General features: G+C 65.5%; 16 protein-coding genes. 11 read left to right on the top strand and 5 right to left on the bottom strand.

The window, feature by feature from the left end:
- Positions 1-167: 167 nt before the first annotated feature.
- Positions 168-1805: a long-chain fatty acid--CoA ligase gene (locus LWC34_RS40015; protein WP_233730407.1), complete on the bottom strand. Its 1638-nt coding sequence runs from the start codon at positions 1803-1805 to the stop codon at positions 168-170.
- Positions 1806-2230: 425 nt separating this feature from the next.
- Here LWC34_RS40015 and mihF point away from each other — a divergent pair, with 425 nt between their 5' ends.
- From mihF to LWC34_RS40000, 3 genes are all read left to right on the top strand, one after another.
- Complete coding sequence (gene mihF, locus LWC34_RS40010) at positions 2231-2542, top strand: integration host factor, actinobacterial type (RefSeq protein WP_233730999.1); 312 nt, start codon at positions 2231-2233, stop codon at positions 2540-2542.
- Positions 2543-2676: 134 nt separating this feature from the next.
- Positions 2677-3786, top strand: coding sequence for an isochorismate synthase (locus LWC34_RS40005; protein ID WP_308200204.1), 1110 nt, complete (start codon positions 2677-2679; stop codon positions 3784-3786).
- 9 nt (positions 3787-3795) lie between these two features.
- On the top strand, positions 3796-4635 hold the full coding sequence (locus LWC34_RS40000; RefSeq protein WP_233730405.1) for a PhzF family phenazine biosynthesis protein: 840 nt from the start codon (positions 3796-3798) through the stop codon (positions 4633-4635).
- A gap of 42 nt (positions 4636-4677) precedes the next feature.
- Here the strand turns inward: LWC34_RS40000 and LWC34_RS39995 are convergent, their stop codons facing one another.
- Complete coding sequence (locus tag LWC34_RS39995; RefSeq protein ID WP_233730404.1) at positions 4678-5289, bottom strand: hypothetical protein; 612 nt, start codon at positions 5287-5289, stop codon at positions 4678-4680.
- Between the two features lie 110 nt (positions 5290-5399).
- On the opposite strand from LWC34_RS39995, the gene LWC34_RS39990 reads away from it, so the two are divergent.
- Complete coding sequence (locus LWC34_RS39990) at positions 5400-5816, top strand: hypothetical protein (protein WP_233730403.1); 417 nt, start codon at positions 5400-5402, stop codon at positions 5814-5816.
- A 39-nt stretch (positions 5817-5855) separates the two neighbouring features.
- Positions 5856-7031 carry a PucR family transcriptional regulator gene (locus LWC34_RS39985; RefSeq protein ID WP_233730402.1) on the top strand — a complete coding sequence of 392 codons (1176 nt, stop codon included), beginning with the start codon at positions 5856-5858 and terminating at the stop codon, positions 7029-7031.
- A 97-nt stretch (positions 7032-7128) separates the two neighbouring features.
- Here LWC34_RS39985 and LWC34_RS39980 read toward each other — a convergent pair whose 3' ends face one another.
- The 3 genes from LWC34_RS39980 to LWC34_RS39970 all read right to left on the bottom strand — a co-directional run bounded on the left by LWC34_RS39980 (position 7129) and on the right by LWC34_RS39970 (position 12024).
- Complete coding sequence (locus tag LWC34_RS39980) at positions 7129-8802, bottom strand: substrate-binding domain-containing protein (protein ID WP_233730401.1); 1674 nt, start codon at positions 8800-8802, stop codon at positions 7129-7131.
- A 218-nt stretch (positions 8803-9020) separates the two neighbouring features.
- Complete coding sequence (locus tag LWC34_RS39975; RefSeq protein WP_233730400.1) at positions 9021-10814, bottom strand: AMP-dependent synthetase/ligase; 1794 nt, start codon at positions 10812-10814, stop codon at positions 9021-9023.
- A gap of 211 nt (positions 10815-11025) precedes the next feature.
- A complete protein-coding gene (locus tag LWC34_RS39970; RefSeq protein ID WP_233730399.1) occupies positions 11026-12024 on the bottom strand; it encodes an asparaginase in 999 nt (332 codons plus the stop codon).
- Positions 12025-12098: 74 nt separating this feature from the next.
- On the opposite strand from LWC34_RS39970, the gene LWC34_RS39965 reads away from it, so the two are divergent.
- The 6 genes from LWC34_RS39965 to LWC34_RS39940 all read left to right on the top strand — a co-directional run bounded on the left by LWC34_RS39965 (position 12099) and on the right by LWC34_RS39940 (position 17199).
- A complete protein-coding gene (locus LWC34_RS39965) occupies positions 12099-13268 on the top strand; it encodes an SGNH/GDSL hydrolase family protein (protein ID WP_233730398.1) in 1170 nt (389 codons plus the stop codon).
- 64 nt (positions 13269-13332) lie between these two features.
- The gene (locus LWC34_RS39960) at positions 13333-14070 is read left to right on the top strand and encodes an SDR family oxidoreductase (RefSeq protein ID WP_233730397.1); all 738 of its coding nucleotides are present in this window, start codon (positions 13333-13335) and stop codon (positions 14068-14070) included.
- Positions 14071-14139: 69 nt separating this feature from the next.
- Complete coding sequence (locus tag LWC34_RS39955; RefSeq protein ID WP_233730396.1) at positions 14140-14826, top strand: ABC transporter ATP-binding protein; 687 nt, start codon at positions 14140-14142, stop codon at positions 14824-14826.
- A complete protein-coding gene (locus LWC34_RS39950; RefSeq protein WP_233730395.1) occupies positions 14826-15476 on the top strand; it encodes an ABC transporter permease in 651 nt (216 codons plus the stop codon). Before LWC34_RS39955 ends, LWC34_RS39950 begins: the two co-directional genes overlap by 1 nt.
- Positions 15425-16597 (top strand): sensor histidine kinase, encoded by a 1173-nt coding sequence (locus LWC34_RS58285; protein WP_233730394.1) that lies wholly within the window; start codon positions 15425-15427, stop codon positions 16595-16597. The genes LWC34_RS39950 and LWC34_RS58285 overlap by 52 nt, the downstream gene beginning before the upstream one ends.
- Positions 16594-17199 (top strand): response regulator transcription factor, encoded by a 606-nt coding sequence (locus tag LWC34_RS39940; protein ID WP_233730393.1) that lies wholly within the window; start codon positions 16594-16596, stop codon positions 17197-17199. Before LWC34_RS58285 ends, LWC34_RS39940 begins: the two co-directional genes overlap by 4 nt.
- Positions 17200-17237 lie beyond the last annotated feature (38 nt).

Below are 17237 nucleotides of genomic sequence, written 5' to 3'. Positions count from 1 at the left end.
ATTGTTGTTGCGATGGCGCATGCCCAGGTGCAGGTCGGCGGAATGTCGGTCCCTCAGTGAAAACCTGGAATTGTCGTACCCAAGGAGTAACGTAAAAGCAAGGGCTCCCCTGGTGGCGGGTTTTGTCGCCGCTGGGCCAGGGGAGCCGTTGCTCTATTGTGGACAGATCAGGTCAGGTGGGTGACGTCGAGTTTGCCGTCGGCGTATGCCGCGCGGATCCGTTTCTTGTCGAACTTGCCGACGCTGGTCTTCGGCACTTCGTCGATGTACGTGAAGTTCTCCGGTACCTGCCAGCGTGCGACCCGCCCTTCCAGGAACTCGCGCAGCTCCTGAGGCTCGACGCTGTGCCCTTCCCGCAACACGATCGCGACCAAGGGGCGTTCGTCCCACTTCTCATCCGGAATGCCGACTACCGCTGCCTCGGCCACCGCAGGGTGGGCCATTACCTGGTTTTCCAGGTCCACCGACGAAATCCACTCGCCGCCGGACTTGATCACGTCCTTCGACCGGTCGGTCAGCTTCAGGAAACCGTCGGAGGTGAACGCGCCAACATCGCCGGTGCGCAGCCAGCCGTCCCGGAACTTCTCCGCGCCTTCCCCGTCTTCGTCCTGACGGTAATAGGAAGCGGCGATCCACGGGCCGCGAACCTCAAGCTCGCCAACGCTTTCGCCGTCCCAAGGCACTTCGTTGCCGTCGTCGTCCATCAAACGCGCACTCACCGAAGCGGGTGGGCGGCCCTGCGAATACCGGTACGGCCACTCGGCATCGCCGGTCACGCCCGCGGGCGGCCGTGCAACGCTGCCAAGGGGAGAGGTTTCGGTCATACCCCAGGCATGCGTGATGTGGATGCCGTACTTCTCCTGGAACGCATGCATCAACGAAGGCGGGCACGCCGAACCACCAACAATCACGTCACGCAACGACGACATGTCAACAGGATTGCCTTCGAGATAAGCCAACAACCCTTGCCAGATGGTTGGAACAGCGCCAGCGAACGAAGGCTTCTCAGCCGCGATCATCGCGGCCAGCGGCTCCGGCTGCAGGAAACGGTCCGGCATAAGCAAAGAAGCGCCAACGAGCATGGATGCGTACGGCAGGCCCCAGGACATCGCGTGGAACTGTGGCACGATCACCAAAGTCTTGTCCGAGCCCGCAAGGCCCATGCTGTCGGACATACACACCTGCATCGAGTGCAGGTAGATCGACCTGTGCGAGTAGACGACGCCCTTCGGGTTTCCGGTCGTTCCCGACGTGTAGCACATCGCGGCCGCTTGGCGTTCGTCCACTTCTGGCCAGTCGTAGGAATCCGGCTGCGCCGCCAGGAGTTCGTCGTACGAGTGCACCTCGATGCCCGCCGGTGCCTCCAAGGCCTCGACTGGGCCGTTGGCGACCACAACGTGCTTGACCGTGCTGAACGTCGGTAGCACGCGGGCGAACAGGGGCGCGATCGATGCGTCGACGATCACGACATGGTCAGCCGCGTGGTTGGTGATGTACGTCAACTGCTCGGGGAAGAGACGCAGGTTGAGCGTGTGCAAAACCGCGCCCATCGCGGGTACGGCCAGGTAGGCCTGCAGGTGTTCGGCGTTGTTCCACATGAAGGTGCCCACACGCTGGTCGCCGGTGACGCCCAGGCCGCGCAGCGCGTGCGCGAGTTGTGCCGCTTTTCTCCCGGTCTGACCGTACTGCTCGCGGCGTCCTTCCGTCCCGGTCCAGGTCACTACCTCGCTGGACGAGTACATGCCAGTTCCGTGGCGGACGATCCGCCCGATCGTGAGAGGGGCGTCTTGCATCGTGCTCAACATGGGCTCTCCCGCTGTGTCCTGCATCACCGCATCGTGCGCCTGGTTGCACAGTAGATGGTCGTTCGCACTGTGCGGTGAGGTCACGGTCACGGTCACGGCTTGCAATTGAAACTCACCTGCGGTAGTTCTCGGAGATTTCAGACATCCCCAGGAAGAGGCCCAGAAATGCGGCCGAATCCGGCCGGCGGCACTCCCCGGATAGGCCCGCGCGTACTGTCGAGAAACCGCCCTTGAGGGTGAATTACAGAGGGTTGTGCCTGGTCGGTGCGGGGTTGTTCGGCGGAAAGTCCCGCGTGTCGGGGGTATGTTGCGCAGGTAGGTGTCGTTTACTGGTCGCGTCGTGAGGCGCGGACAGGCTCCGAAAAATGGGGCGGTGGAATTCGCACCCGGCGACACCAGACCTCGACATAGGAAGGAACAGCACGTTGGCTCTGCCTACGTTGACTCCCGAGCAGCGCGCTGACGCGTTGGCCAAGGCAGCCGAGGCACGCAAGGCGCGCTCCGAGCTGCTTGCTTCGATCAAGGCTGGCAAGACCACGATCGACAAGGTGCTCGCCAAGGCCAAAGAAGACAAGACCATCGGAAAGACCAAGGTCAAGCAGCTGCTGATGGCCGTGCCTGGTCTTGGTGCGGTCAAGGTCGCGTCACTGCTCGAGAAGGCTGGTATCGACGCCGAGCGTCGTGCCGCGGGTCTCGGCGAGCGTCAGCGCGGTGCGCTGATCGACGCCCTCAAGTGAGACCGGCCCCTAGCCGGAGGGGCTGAAGAATGTGCCGAAGGTGGTCCTCGCATGACGAGGGCCACCTTCAGCAGTTTCAGGGGTGCCCATAAGGGCACCATGAGACTGGGCGGGCACGATGAGAGGTTGTGGACGTGGAACTGATCGACCAGTACCAGCGGGGAGCCTTCTTCTTCGCCAGCCCGGAGCGCACCCTGCTCGCCAGCGACCCAAGGCACGTCCTCTCCGAGAAGGACTCGGCCGCGCTGTCCGCGCAGGTCAACGACGCTTTGACGGAATACGGCGGGATCGCGGTCGGCGCGCTGCCGTACGACGACACGGGCGAGACACACGTGCTGCTGCCCACCTCCGTGGCCTGGTCAGGGCCAAGCCAGCAGGGAAAACAGCAGGTTTCGCTGTCCGGCTACCGCGTCACACCCGAACCGGAGCCTGAGGAGTACCAGAACAGCGTTACCAAGGCGCTCGCACTGCTCAAAGACGGCGCCGTCGGCAAGGTCGTACTGGCCAGGACGCTCCGGATCGATCTCGATGAGCCCGTCGACATGCGGCGAATGCTTGCCAGTCTCGCCGCGATGAACACGCACGGTTACACAATCGCGACACCACTGCCCACCCCTGGGGTGACGTTGGTCAGCGCCAGTCCAGAGCTGCTGATCCGCCGGACCGGAATGAGTTTCGTGTCCCGGCCGCTCGCTGGCTCACAGCCACGCGGCAAAGACCCGGTCGAGGACCGGTCCAACGCGCAGCGGCTGCTGGCGTCGAAGAAGGACCAGGACGAGCACCGCTGGGTGGTCGAAGCCGAGGTCGAGGCGCTGCGGCCGTTCTGCAAGCGGATGGACGTGCCGCGCGCGCCGTCCGTGGTGAGCACGCCGAGCATGTGGCACCTGTGCACCAAGATCACCGGCGAGCTGATCGACCGTGACGTGACGGCGTTGACGCTGGCCGCGGCGCTGCACCCGACCCCGGCCGTCTGCGGCTCGCCGACCAGGGCCGCCCGTGACGCGATCGCCCAGATCGAATCCTTCGACCGCGGCTTCTACTCCGGCGCGGTCGGCTGGGTGGACAGCAACGGCGACGGCGAATGGGCCGTGGCGATCCGCTCGGCGGACGTCACTGACCAGTCACTTCGGCTCTACGCGGGCGCGGGTATCGTGGCAGGCTCGGTGCCGGAACTCGAACTGGCCGAGACGTCGGCGAAGTTCCAGACGTTGTTGCGTGGCATGGGACTTGATCTCACGCTGTAGCTTTGGGCTATGCATCCGTATGTCGTGGCCGACGTCTTCACCGAGCGGCCGCTGAAGGGCAACCCGGTCGCGGTGTTCACGGCGGGCCACGACGTGCCCGCCGAACACATGCAGGCGATCGCGCGCGAGACCAACCTGTCGGAGACCGTGTTCGTCCTGCCGCCGACCAACGGTGGTGACGCGAAGGTCCGGATCTTCACGCCAGCGCTGGAACTGCCCTTCGCCGGGCACCCGATCCTCGGCACCGCTTACGTTTTGGGCCAGACGATCGAGGGCGACTCGATCAGCCTGGAAACCGGGAAGGGCATCGTGCCCGTCGCGCTGACGCGTGACGGCGACCGGATCGTGTCGGGCCGGATGTCCCAACCGGTGCCGACGTGGGAGGAATTCGCTGACGCGGCGGAACTTCTGGCCGCGTTGGGGGTGCGGTACTCGGTGCTTCCCGTCGATGTCTATACCAATGGCCCTCGGCACCTCTACGTGATGCTCGATACGACCGACGCCGTGGCCGCGTTGCGTCCGGACATGTCGGTCCTTGCGGAACTGCCTGGCATCGGCGTCAACTGTTTCGCGGGTTCTGGGTTGCGGTGGAAGACCCGGATGTTCGGTCCTTCCCTTGGGGTGAACGAGGATCCCGCGACCGGCTCGGCAGCGGGCCCGCTCGCCGTGCACCTCGCGCGCTACGGCCGTGTCCCCTTCGGACAGGACGTCGAGATCAGCCAGGGTGCCGAAATCCACCGCCCGTCAACGCTTTACGCCCGCGTCGAAGGTTCCGGCGAGCAGATCGACAAGGTCGAGGTCGCCGGTTCGGCCGTGATCGTCGCCCACGGCACCCTTCTTCTCTCGTGAGTGGTTATAGGTGTTAGAACACGCCTAACCACTCACGAGGGATCACGGGAGGCGGACGACCATGAGGTCGTAGTTGGCTTCGTTGTGGAAGGTTCCGCTGCTGCCGCGCAAGGTCAACGAGTGCTGGCCGGGCGAGAGCGGGTCGATCCGAACCCACAGGCCGCAGCTGTAGCCATCCTTCGCGCCCTGCTCACTGTCATAAGTGATCTTGGTGGGCTCGATCTTCTCCAGCTGCACCGGTTTGCCGTCCAGCAGCGCCTCGCCCTTCGCCGCGGTCAGGAACCTGGTGCAGCTGGCGGCATCCTTCGTCACCTGGGTTGCGGCTGGGCCTGCCAGGGGCAGGGTGGCTGGGACCTGGCAGTGCCGGTCGGCCGATCCACCCGGTGTGCCCGCGATCAGCCATACGCCGAACGGCTGGCTGTCCCCGCAGTATTGGCCCGTCGGGTCCTCGACCGGGTTCTGGCCGGGCTCGGCCGAACTCGCCCAGCTCCACCATACGGTCTGTAGCCGTTGCGCGGTCAGGGGTTCCGCCTTCACCGGTTCGGCGGCGGGCTCAGCCTCATTGGCGGGTGGCGTCGGGGCAGGCTCTGGCGTGCTTGAGCACCCGGCCAAGAGCGCGCCGATCAAACCGATCAACACGTGGCGTCGGATCACCGGCGAATCGTATCGGGCCAGCGAAAGGCACTGTGGACAGTCTGTCGGCTCGCGCGTTTTGCCTGCTTGGGGTCATACTGTCGGCCGGACGAGCGACTCAGGAGGCTGACGTGCCCGCGACCCGCGACCGGATCACGTGGTTGGAATGGATCGGAGTCGCAGCCGGGGCCGCCGCGCTGGTCGTGAGTTTCCTTCCTTGGTACAGAGCCGAGGGTGACCAGGGAACACAGTTGTGGATCCCGGTGTGGGAAGCCAACTTCCTCGCCTGGTTCCCGGTCGTGCTGCTGATGGCCATCAGTGTCCTGCTGTTGTGGCAACGGTTTGGCAAGCCCGTACAGATGCTGTCGTCGCTCTGGCTGACGCTCGCGGTGCTGGCGGTGGTGATGATCTTGCTGCGGTGGATCACGCTGCCCGCGCCGATCGCCAGCGACTTCGGGCTATACCTTGGGCTCATAGTCGCCGCGGGCTCGGCTTTGACCGCGTTCCTGGCGTTTCGACGCGATCAAGACGCCGCGCGAGCAACGTGAGGCTATCCGCGAGGCCGAAAAGCGAGTTAAAGTCGCGTTATGGGCGCTCGGATAGTGGCTACGCTGCTGCCTGAGGCACTCCTGGACTTGGCGCGCTCGCAACGCGCGCAGGTGCCGGAGCTGTCCGCGCGGCTGGTCGACCTGCTGCGCGAGAAGACCGAGTGCTATCGAAGAGTCGCCGACGAGTATCCCGAAGAGCTGCGCAAAGTCTGTGAAGCGCACCTCGACGGCGCCTTCACGTCGTTCATCGAATGCCGTGAGGTCGAGTTGGACCACGCGCTGAAGACCGGCCGCGCCCAAGCCCGCATCGGCATCACGCTGCCGGATGCGTTGCGCGCGTACCGGCTGGCGGGAACGTTCGTCTACGAAATGCTGATCGAGCACGGCGGCCCGCGGACGCACGGCGTGACCCCGGAACAGATGCTGCAGGCCAGCACCTCGGTCTGGAAGATCATCGACGCCTACTCCGAGGCGCTCACCACGGCATACCGCGAAGTCGAAGCCGAACGCGGGAAGCTGGACGAGCAAGCCAGAACAGCGTTGATGGACGGTTTGCTGGAAGGCCGGATCGCGCAACGCCCAGATCTCGAAGACGCGGCAGGCGTACTCGGCTTGCCCACATCGGGAAAGCTTGTCGTGATCGTCGCCGACGACGCCAGCGCGGTCGACGCGATCGGGTCACGTGCGGTCTGGCGCCGCCGCGTGCACTCGTCTGGTGTGGACATGAACGTCGGCATCATGCCCGTCGGCTCCGGACTGGACACCATGCGAGACGTCCTGGCAACGACGACCGGTGTCGTCGGCGTGAGCACGCCGTTCACCGACCTGACCGAAGTCCCAGCGGCCTTGCACAGAGCCAGAATCGCGCGCAGGTCGCTGCCGCACGGCACCAACGGCGTGGTGGTTTTCGGTGATCTGCCTGTCGCGGCGCTGGTCGCGGGCGCACCGGCGTTGGCTGCGGAGCTGGCGCACGAGATGCTCGCGGGCGTCCTCGCGTTGCCGCCAGCCGAGCGCGAGATCCTGCTGATGACGCTCGAATCCTGGTACGACCACGGCGGCTCAGCGAAGCTCGCGGCGAAGAACCTGTACGTGCATCCGAACACAGTGCGTTACCGGATCAGGCGAATCGAAGATCTGACGGGCCGCGAGCTGACCCAGCCGAAGTGCGTCGCGGAGCTCTACATGGCGCTGCAAGCGGTCCGGCTTGGTTTGTAACTTTCCCGCGCGAGTGCGCATCGCACGCATAACCCCAGGTCACTTCTCGTGAGTGGTTATCCGTGTTCTAACCCGGATAACCACTCACGAGGGTCTTTCAGGGGCGGCCGGCGATGAAGCGGCTGAGCGCGGCGAAGAAGATCTCGTTGATCTTCGTCGGGTCGGCGGTGTTGAACGCCTGGCCACCGGTGGCCTTGGAGATCGCGTTCAGCTCGTTGACGTCGACGTCCGGGCCGAAGCCGATGAACACGATCGGCAGCGGCCGGTTCGGGTCCTGCATCTTGCCGAGCTCCGCCAGCAGCGACTCGCGGTTCACGCCACGGCCGTCATCGTCGTTCTTGCCGTCGGTCAGGATCAGCACGAGGTTCAGCCTGCCTGGCTCCCAGTTCTGGCGAGCCGAGGTGTACGCGGCCAGAGCCGTGTCGTACAGGCCGGTACGGCCGGTCGGGGTCGCCTTGATGGCACGCAGCTTCTCCAGCGCGCCCTGCGGTAGCGACTCGTTCAACGGCAGGACCGGCAGCACTTCCTTGTAGTCCTTGTCGCCGTCCAGCTCGGCCGAGAACACCCAGATGCCCAGCTTGGTCCGCGGGTTCATCAGCCTGATGCCGCCCTCGGACGCCTCCAGCGTCACCTGCATCCGCGTCTTGCCAGAGCCAGGGATCACGCCGTTCATCGACCCCGATACGTCCAGCACGGCCTGGATCCGGGAGGCCTTGCTGATCCCGGCCCACGTGTTGAGCACCTGGTCGAGCTGGGCGGTTCCGGGAGCCGCAACCGGGCGCAGCTGGCGCACGATGGTCCGGTTGTCGGTCGGCGGGGTACCGGCCACGCGGCCGTCGGGGAAGCGCAAACCATTGGTGGCCAGGGCTTCTCCGACGCTCTGAGAGAGCATCGCGGTACGGAACTTCGCCGCGGCCACAGCCACTGGCTCCGACGAGGGCAGCACAGCGTACGGGTAGTCCAGCGACGGCGAGGCCGGCTCCGGATACACCGCGACGAGCTGCTCGTCCTTGCGCTTGGCGTTGTTGTCCAGCAACGCCCGCTCGGAGGTCGGGAAGGCGGTGATCGGCGGGCCGCTCGCGGTCGTGCCGGTCTTGGCGAACAGCTCGGACGAGCCAGAAGCCGCGTTCGGCGAGAGTTTCCGCAGTACCGCGACGTTGTTGGCGGCCGGGTCGGACGACAGCGCGGTCACCTGGCGCACCGCGATCAGCGCCGAGACGCCAACCGCGTCGACCGACGGGTCGACCATGCCAACGTTCAGGTCCTGGCCGCCGACACCGATCACGTCGGCCCAGTTCAGCTGCTTCTCCGGCCAGCTACGGGCTTTGGCGGCCGGTTCGGCCAGCGCCATCACCACGGGCGAGCTGGCGATCGACGAACCGGAGTCGGGAACCTGCGCGGCGCCTTTCTCCTTGGCCCGGCGCAACCAGACCGAGGAGTCCGCGACCCACACCGCGGGCGGGTTCACCGGCCTCGGTGCGGCCAGCTGGTCCGCCACCACCGCGGAGTCGTTGACGACCATCTCGACGCGGTAGCAGGTGTTCACGTCGTTCGGGTTCAGCCCGCTGGCGACCTTGTCGACCACCGGCGCGATGTCCGGTGCGGCGACCACGTTCAACACGACGGGGTTGGCGCACGTGGCCTGGGCCGGGTCGCGTAACCGGTCGACGGTGAACCACGCCACGCCGGCGACCAATGCCCCGACGAGCACGATCACCAGCATCAAGATCAGTTTCCGCCGGTCTTGCTGTTCGATGTCGTGCCGGCCCATCTCTTTCCTACCCCTTCACGGTGGCGCCGGCATTTCCGGCCAATCAGAAGTCCCCTGGAATCTACTGCCTCGAATGGCGTCGACGAATACGCCGTGTGCAGTAACACTGGGTTTCGTCAATGATTGTCGTTCCGGAAGGGCTGATCGTTATCAATAGGATCGCTGTCCTCGGCGACAAAGTAAGTTGTCGCCGAGGACCGGTGTCACAATTTGTAGCGTTATGAGTACAAGGCATCAACGTCGGCGGAGAAGTCGGCCATGATGACCGACCGCTTCAGCTTCAGTGACGGCGTCAGGTGCCCGGTCTCCGGCGAGAACTCGGTGGCCAGGATCCGGAACTTGCGCACCGACTCGGCCTTGGAGACCGCGAGGTTGCCCTCGTCGACCGCGCTCTGGATCTCCGCGTTCAGCTCGGCGTCGTCGATCAGGTCGGCGACCGTGGCCGACTCGGCCTTGCCGTTGGTGGACTTCCAGTAGGTGAAGTAGTCCGGCTCGATGGTGATCAGCGCGGCGATGTAGCTCTTCCCGTCGCCGACCACCATGGCCTGGCCGACCAGCGGGTGCGCGGCGATCCGGTCCTCGATCACGGCTGGCGCGACGTTCTTGCCGCCGCTGGTCACCAGGATCTCCTTCTTCCGCCCGGTGATCTTCAGGAAGCCTTCCGAGTCCAGTTCGCCGAGGTCACCGGTGGCGAACCAGCCGTCGTCGTCCAGCGCCGCCTTGGTGGCCTCGTCGTTCTGCCAGTACCCGGGGAACACCTGGCCGCCCTTGATCTGGATCTCGCCGTCGTCGGCGATCCGCACGGCGGTGTTGGGCAGCGGGTGGCCGACCGTGCCCGGCTTGAACTTGTTCGGCGAGTTCACGGTGGCCGCCGCACACGTCTCGGTCAGGCCGTACCCCTCGAACACCACCAGTCCGACGCCTCTGAAGAAGTGCGTCAGCCGCAGGCCGAGCGCGGCGCCGCCGGAGATCGCGTACTTGGCCTTGCCGCCGAGCGCGGCGCGTAGCTTGGAATAGACCAGTTTGTCGAAGATCGTGTGCTTGATCTTCAGCCCGATCCCGGCCTTGCCGTCGGCCTCGCTGTAGGCGATCGCGGTCGCGGCGGCCGCGTCGAAGATCTTGCCCTTGCCGCCAGCGTGAGCCTTCTGCCGCGCGCCGTTGTAGACCTTCTCCAGCACGTACGGCACGGACAGGATGAACGTCGGTTTGAACGCGGCGAGGTCCTCGGTGACCTTCTTGATGTCCGCGGTGTGCCCGAGCCGTGCCCGTGCCATCACCGCGCCGACCTCGACCATCCGGCCGAACACGTGCGCGAGCGGCAGGAACAGCAGCGTCGATGTCTCCTCGACGCCGAGGCCCTTGAACACCGGCGCGAGCATCTCCACGACGTTGCCGCCCTCGGAGTGGAAGTTCGCGTGGGTGAGCACGCAGCCCTTCGGGCGCCCGGTGGTGCCGGACGTGTAGATCAACGTGGCCACATCAGCGGCCTTGACGGCTTTGCGGCGCGCGTCAACGGCCTCGGCGGTCTCGCTCGCACCCGCCGCGACGACCTGGTCGACCGCGCCCTTCTCGATGTTCCACACCTGCTTGAGCGCGGGCGTGTTCGCCTTGATGGCGTCCACTTTGGCCTGCAGCGCGTCGTTCTCGACGACGACGGCGACCGCGCCGGAGTCGGAAAGGATCCACTGGATCTGCTCGTCCGACGACGTCACGTAAATCGGTACGGGGACACCGCCGACCGCCCATACGGCGAAGTCGAACAAGGTCCACTCGTATCGTGTCGCGGCAAGGATCGCGACCCGGTCACCGACGCCGACGCCGGAGCCGATCAGGCCCTTCGCGACGTCGACCATCTCGTCTTTGAACTGCGCCGCGGTGATGTCCTGCCACGTGTTGCCGACCTTGCGGCTGAACACGACGGTGTTCGGGATCTCGGCCGCGTTGGTGTAGATGAGGTCGGCCAGTCCACCGCCGTATGGCTCCACCAAGGCGTCGACTGCGATCTCGCGCATACCTCACTCCTCCGACCTGCTACTACTCGGTAACCAGGGTGACATACTGCCTTCCCGCTGCAGCGACGGCCAGACCTCGCAGCCGAATCGGTACTAAACGGGCGCATGTCCGCTGTCGATCTACTGTGCGGTAACATACGACCCGTATCGGTAAACGTTTCCTCCGTCACAGCAAAAAATGCGTCATCGGCATTTCGTGAACGGAATTTTTTCAGCTCACGTGGATCTCACCTGAAGCGCGGAAGACACGCGTGATCTCGGCGCGATCGGCGCCTGCCGAGACCAGAACATGGAGAAGAACGCGCGCTTTGAACGGATCGAGGAATCCGGCGTTGATGAGCCCTCTTGACAGCAGATCCTGTTCCGATCCGGGATATCCGTAAGTACGGGTCAAAACCGGGCCCGAACTGGTGCGGGACGCCAGTACGACCGGTTTCGCCTCGGCCAGTTCGGCCAGCAGCGGCACGAGCCGCGACGGCACGTGACCACCGCCGAACCCGGCGATGACCAGGCCGTCGGTGTGCTCGGCGAACGGCCGCAGCCACTCGCCGTCGTCACCGAGCGCAGCGTGCACCATGCCGATCGAGGTTTCGGTCAACCGTGGGCTACGCGGCAGTGGCTCGTACGGCCGCGGCCTGCTCAGCAGAACGAGCTCCTGCTCGACGATGTGCCCGATCGGCGCCGCGTTGGGGGACGTGAACGCCCCAGTGCTCGTGCTGTGTGACTTGCGGACGTAGCGAGCCGCGTGCACCTCGTCGGACATCACCACGACCGTGCCAAGGCCGCGCGCCTGGGGATCGGCGGCGACCACGAACGCGGCCGACAGGTTCGCCGGGCCGTCCGGGCCTGCCTGCTGCGGATGCCGCATCGCACCGGTCATGACGATCGGGACGTCGCCGCCGATCGTGCGGTCGAGGAAGTACGACGACTCCTCGATCGTGTCGGTGCCTTGGGTGACCACGATGCCGGTCGCGCCGTCGGCGATCTCCTGCTCGATCTTGTCGGCAAGCGCGGCAAGGTCGGTGAAACCGATGTCCGGGCTCGGCAGGCTGCGGAAGTCGTGCGTGACCAGATCGATGTCCAGTTCAGGCAGCGTCGAGAGCAGGTCGGCCGCGTCCAGCCTCGGGACGACCGCCCCGGACTCGTTTGCCGAGGTCATGGCGATGGTCCCGCCGAGCGTCAGCATCGACAGCTTGGGTTTGTCCGTCACGGCGGCGACTTTATGTCGTACCCCTCTGATCGCATCGGTTCATGAGACGGAAAACGCTTCTCACACTGGTAACAGTGTTCGGACTGGTGGCGACCCCCGCGGTCGCGGCGGCCAGTCCGTCTGGGGGTTGGGAAGGCACGTGGGCGACTTCGGTGCACGAGGCACACGAAGGCTTCTTTCCGAACTGGTCGTTGCAGGGATTCGCCAACCAGACCGTCCGCCAGGTCGTGCGCGTCAGTCAGGGCGGTCCGGCTGTCCGCATCCAGCTCAGTAACAGGTACGGCAAGGCGCCGATCGAGCTCGCCGGTGCCACGGTCGGCCGCGCGGGGGAGGCCGAGGAGGTCAGCGGCTTGCGGCCGTTGACGTTCAAGCACAAGAAGTCGGTAGTGATCCCGGCAGGCGGCGAGATCGACACCGATGTCGCCCTGCTGCCGGTGCGGCCGTTGGAAAGCCTGACCGTCACGCTGTACTTCGCCAAGCCGACCGGGCCGGTGACGTACCACGGGCTCGGCTTCGCCACGACGTACCGGGCAGCTGGTGATCACCAGAACGACCGTGACGGCTTGGTGTTCACGGAGAAGTCGGAGTCCTGGTACTTACTTTCCGGCGTGCAGGTGCTCGACCCGTCCCCGAAGCGCGATGTGGTTGTCGCGTTCGGTGACTCGATCACCGATGGCTACGGTGCCGGAGCCAACACCAACGACCGGTATCCGGACGAGCTCGCGGAACGGCTCCGCGGCCGGTTCGGCGTGCTCAACCAGGGCATCGGCGGCAACCAGGTGCTCACCGACTGGGACCAGGCAGGCGAGGCCGCGGTCAAGCGGTTCAAGGCGGACGTGCTCGACCAGCCGAAGGTTCGGACCGTGATCATCCTTGAGGGCATCAACGACATCGGGATCTCGGACGGCGCCGGGTCTCTCGTGTCGGCCAAGCAGTTGATCGAGGGGCACCGCACGCTGATCCGTCAGGCGCGGTCGAAGGGCCTGCGCGTCATCGGGGCGACTTTGCTGCCGTACAAGGGATCGCCGTATTACTCGGACCGCGGTGAGAAGGTGCGCGACGAGCTCAACAACTGGATTCGGACGTCAGGCGAGTACGACGCGGTGGTCGACTGGGACAAGGTGATGGCTGACCCGAACGATGCTGACCTGATGAACCCGGCGTACGACGTGGGGGACGGGCTGCACCCGAACGCGGCGGGTTACCAGGCAATGGCCGCCTCGATCGACCTGAACACCCTGTAAGACCCTCGTGAGTGGTTATCAGGGTTAGAACACGGATAACCACTCACGAGGAGATACTGGGGGTATGACTCAGGTTGCTGTGATCACGGGGGCCGGATCGGGAATCGGCCGGGCAGTTGCCGTCGACCTGCTGGAAGCCGGATATGCGGTGGTGCTCGCGGGAAGGCGCGCGGACAGACTGGCTGAGACGGCGGCATTGGCGCCGGGCGAATCCCTCCCTGTCCCGACCGACGTGGCCGACCCGGACTCTGTTCGAGCGTTGTTCGAACAGGTCCGGACTCGCTACGGCCGGGTGGACGTGCTGTTCAACAACGCGGGGCTGAACGCGCCAGGCACGGTCGGCGAACTGTCCCTTGAGGACTGGCGGCGGGTGATCGACATCAACCTCACCGGCTCGTTCCTGTGCGCGCAGGAAGCGTTCAAGCTCATGCGTGACCAGGACCCGCAAGGCGGCCGGATCATCAACAACGGTTCGATCTCCGCGCACAGCCCACGTCCGGCTAGCCCGGCGTACACGGCGTCGAAGCACGCGATCACCGGTTTGACGAAGTCGATCTCGTTGGACGGCAGGCCATACCGGATCGCCTGCGGCCAGATCGACATCGGCAACGCGGGTACGGATCTGACCGACCGGATGGTGAAAGGTGTGCCTCAGGCGAACGGAACTGTGGCACCGGAGCCAGTTTTCGACGTGCGGCACGTGGCCACCGCGGTCCGGCAGATGGCGGCCTTGCCGTTGGACACGAACGTGCAGTTCATGACGATCATGGCGACGAACATGCCCTTTGTGGGACGAGGGTGACGATCGTCATGGGTCAAGTCGCGATCCGTGACACTTAAAACTCGTCTCGCCTGTTCCTAGCTTTGGAGTATGGAAACCAGCTTCGACCGAGTGAGCTACGGCTACGGCTCGGTGCAAGCGCTCACCGAAGTCAGTTTTACGGTCCCCAGTGGACAAACCGTGGCCTTGCTCGGCGCCAACGGCGCTGGCAAGTCCACCACGGTCGACCTTCTGCTCGGACTCAAACGCCCGCACACCGGCGCAGTGACCGTCCTCAATGGATCCCCGCAGGACGCGGTCACGGCAGGCCGCGTCGGTGCGATGTTGCAAACTGGCGGCCTGCCAACGGATTCGACGGTCAAAGAGGTCGTCGACCTTGCCTGTCGACTCTACGGAAAGCGGCGCACCCTCAGGGAAGCCCTCGACCTCGCAGGACTGACGGACCTCCAGCGCCGCAAAGTCGACGCCCTGTCCGGCGGGCAAGCCCAGCGGGTCAGGTTCGCGGTGGCGATGGCAGGGGAGCCCGAGCTGCTGTTCCTCGACGAGCCAACGGTCGCACTGGATTTCAAGTCCCGCAGGCAATTCTGGCGTGCGGTGAAGGAACAAGGCCACACGGTCATCTTCGCCACGCACTACCTCGACGAGGCCGACGAGTACGCCGACCGCGCCATCGTGATCGACCGGGGACGGGTGATCGCCGACGGTCCGCCCAAGCAGATCAAGGGTGACACGAGCCTTGAGCACGCGCTGGTCAAGCTGACCGAGGGAGCCGAGTGATGCTGGCGTACACAAAATTCGAAGTTCTGCGCACAATGCACAACATTCGGTACTTGGTGTTTCTTGTTCTGATGCCAGTGGTGTTCGAGCTGATCTGGGGCAAGCAAGGCCAAGGCGTGACCGCGGCGATGGCGGTGTACGCGGCCACCGGCGCGGGCCTGCTGGGCAGCGGAAACACGATCGCGGAAGACCGAAACACCGGCTGGCTCAGGCAACTGCGCGTGACACCGCTGTCGGACAAGGCCTGGCTGACCGGCAAGATCGTCCAAGGCATCATCACGGTCATCCCCGGAGTGTTGCTGGTCAGCGTGATCGGCGCGTACACCCAGCACATCGATCGGTGGCCATTGCTGGTCGCGGTCACGGTGGTGGGTTCGTTGCCGTTCGTCCTGATCGGCGTCTTCGCCGGAATGCTTTTCAAAGGCAAGACCGCGACCGTCGCTTTGATGCTCGTGTTCTTCGCGTTGATGTTCACCGGCGGCGTGATCGGCGGCGACGCGATCTGGGCCCTGGCACCGACGAACAGCCTGATGACACTGGGCATGGGTACTGTGATGAGTCGGCCGATCGGGGCAGAAGCGCTGCTCAACCTGGGCGCGTGGACGATCGCGGCCGCCGTGGCGGTGCTGCTCAGGTGGCGCCGAGCGTGACAATGGCAGGCATGGACCTCGCCGATGAACAGGTCCGGTTGATGTGGAACCGGCGCAAGTGGTCGCGATACGTGCTGATGTACGTCTCGCTGATCGCGTCAGCGACGTTCTACTTCGTCGGCAAGCCGCCGGTGTGGGAGGCCGTGCTCGTCATGACGGTCGCGATAGTCACAGCGCTCCTAGGCATGCGGACCACGTTCGACCTGCCGATCCCGCGACTGCAAAGGCTGCCGCTCTGGCCGTCCTATGCGGCGCTGCTCGTGCTCTGCGTGGCGTTGCCCGCGTTCGCCGGGCCGGAGTGGACCTTCAACTCGGTCTGGGCCAGCGCGGCAACGGGCTGGCTCGGCGGCCGATGGTTGGTCGCGCGACTGGTCGCGATCAGTGCCGTCTTCGCCATCATCGCGTGGCTCGACAGCATGGAACCGGTCCTGATCGCCTGGCTGGCACTGGTCGGACTGATGGTCGGCTACTTCACCCGGCAAGCCCGTCAGCAGTTCGACATGTTCACGGAACTGCAGGTCAGCCGCAGGGAACGGGCCAGGCTCGCGGTCGCCGAAGAACGCGACCGGATCGCACGCGACCTGCACGACCTGGTCGGCCACAGCCTGTCGGTGATCGCGGTGAAGACCGAACTGGCCCGTCGCCTGGTCACGATCGATCCCGACAAAGCCGAGCAGGAACTCGCGGACATCGACACGGTTGTCCGCCGCGCCCTGGCCGAAGTGCGGCAAGCCGTCACGAACTACCGCCAGCCGACCCTGGCGGGCGAGCTCGTGTCCGCACGCAAAGCGGCCGCGTCGGCGGGCATCGACTGCCGGGTCGAATCCCCGGAATCCTGGTCCCTACCGCCGTCGGTGGATGGCGCGCTGGCGTGGACAGTCCGGGAAGGTGTCACCAACGTGCTGCGACACAGCCAAGCGGCCAATTGCACGATCACACTGTCCCTTGAGGACTCAACCGCGGCCGTCGAGATCGTCGACGATGGCGTGGGACCGGGCGAGAACGGGCGCGGCAACGGCTTGGCCGGGCTTGCCGAACGCGCGCAGGCTTTGGGCGGCACGATGGAAGAAGGCCCGCGCCCGCAGAACGGCTTCTACATCCGAGTTCAGGTACCCACATGATCAAGTTGCTGCTGGCCGAAGACCAGACCATGTTCCGTGGCGCGATGGCGACTCTGCTCGACCTCGAGGCGGACCTCGAAGTCGTCGTCCAGCTCGGCCGGGGTGACGAGGTCGCCGGCGCGGCCGAGGCCTTCAAGCCGGACGTGGCCCTGCTGGACATCGAGATGCCAGGCATGGACGGCCTTGAGGCGGCGAGGCTGCTGCGAACCAAGGTGCCCGGCACGCGCGTGATCATCCTGACGACGTTCGGCCGCCCCGGCTACCTGCATTCGGCGATCGCGGCGGGCGTCGCCGGATTCCTGCTCAAGGACGCGCCAGTGACCGAGTTGGCCGTGGCGATCCGCAAAGTCGCGGCGGGGGGACAGGTCGTCGACCCCGGCCTAGCGCTTGCTGCGCTCAGCGAAGGCGCGAGCCCGTTGACCCCAAGGGAAACCGAGATCCTCGCGGCCGCACGTAGCCACGGCACGATCGCGGAATTGGCGCGTGGCCTGCACCTCTCGCCAGGGACCGTACGCAACCACCTGTCCGCGGCGATCCAGAAGCTCGGTGCCCGGACAAGAGCGGAAGCCGTCGAGATGGCCGAGGCCAAGGGCTGGCTCTAAAACCCTCGTGAGTGGTTAAGCGTGTTCTAACCCTGATA

Origin of the sequence: Kibdelosporangium philippinense (genome assembly GCF_021390435.2) — a bacterium.
Taxonomy (GTDB): Bacteria; Actinomycetota; Actinomycetes; order Mycobacteriales; family Pseudonocardiaceae; genus Kibdelosporangium; species Kibdelosporangium philippinense.
The sequence above is the reverse complement of the archived record's forward strand: the minus strand, read 5'-3'. Positions and strand labels throughout refer to the sequence as shown.

Excerpts from the sequence above, each read along its gene's own strand:
- LWC34_RS40015 (WP_233730407.1), bottom strand. The coding sequence starts at position 1,805 with ATGTTGAGCACGATGCAAGACGCCCCTCTCACGATCGGGCGGATCGTC.
- LWC34_RS40000 (WP_233730405.1), top strand. The coding sequence starts at position 3,796 with ATGCATCCGTATGTCGTGGCCGACGTCTTCACCGAGCGGCCGCTGAAG.
- LWC34_RS39985 (WP_233730402.1), top strand. The coding sequence starts at position 5,856 with ATGGGCGCTCGGATAGTGGCTACGCTGCTGCCTGAGGCACTCCTGGAC.
- LWC34_RS39980 (WP_233730401.1), bottom strand. The coding sequence starts at position 8,802 with ATGGGCCGGCACGACATCGAACAGCAAGACCGGCGGAAACTGATCTTG.
- LWC34_RS39975 (WP_233730400.1), bottom strand. The coding sequence starts at position 10,814 with ATGCGCGAGATCGCAGTCGACGCCTTGGTGGAGCCATACGGCGGTGGA.
- LWC34_RS39960 (WP_233730397.1), top strand. The coding sequence starts at position 13,333 with ATGACTCAGGTTGCTGTGATCACGGGGGCCGGATCGGGAATCGGCCGG.
- LWC34_RS39955 (WP_233730396.1), top strand. The coding sequence starts at position 14,140 with ATGGAAACCAGCTTCGACCGAGTGAGCTACGGCTACGGCTCGGTGCAA.
- LWC34_RS39950 (WP_233730395.1), top strand. The coding sequence starts at position 14,826 with ATGCTGGCGTACACAAAATTCGAAGTTCTGCGCACAATGCACAACATT.
- LWC34_RS39940 (WP_233730393.1), top strand. The coding sequence starts at position 16,594 with ATGATCAAGTTGCTGCTGGCCGAAGACCAGACCATGTTCCGTGGCGCG.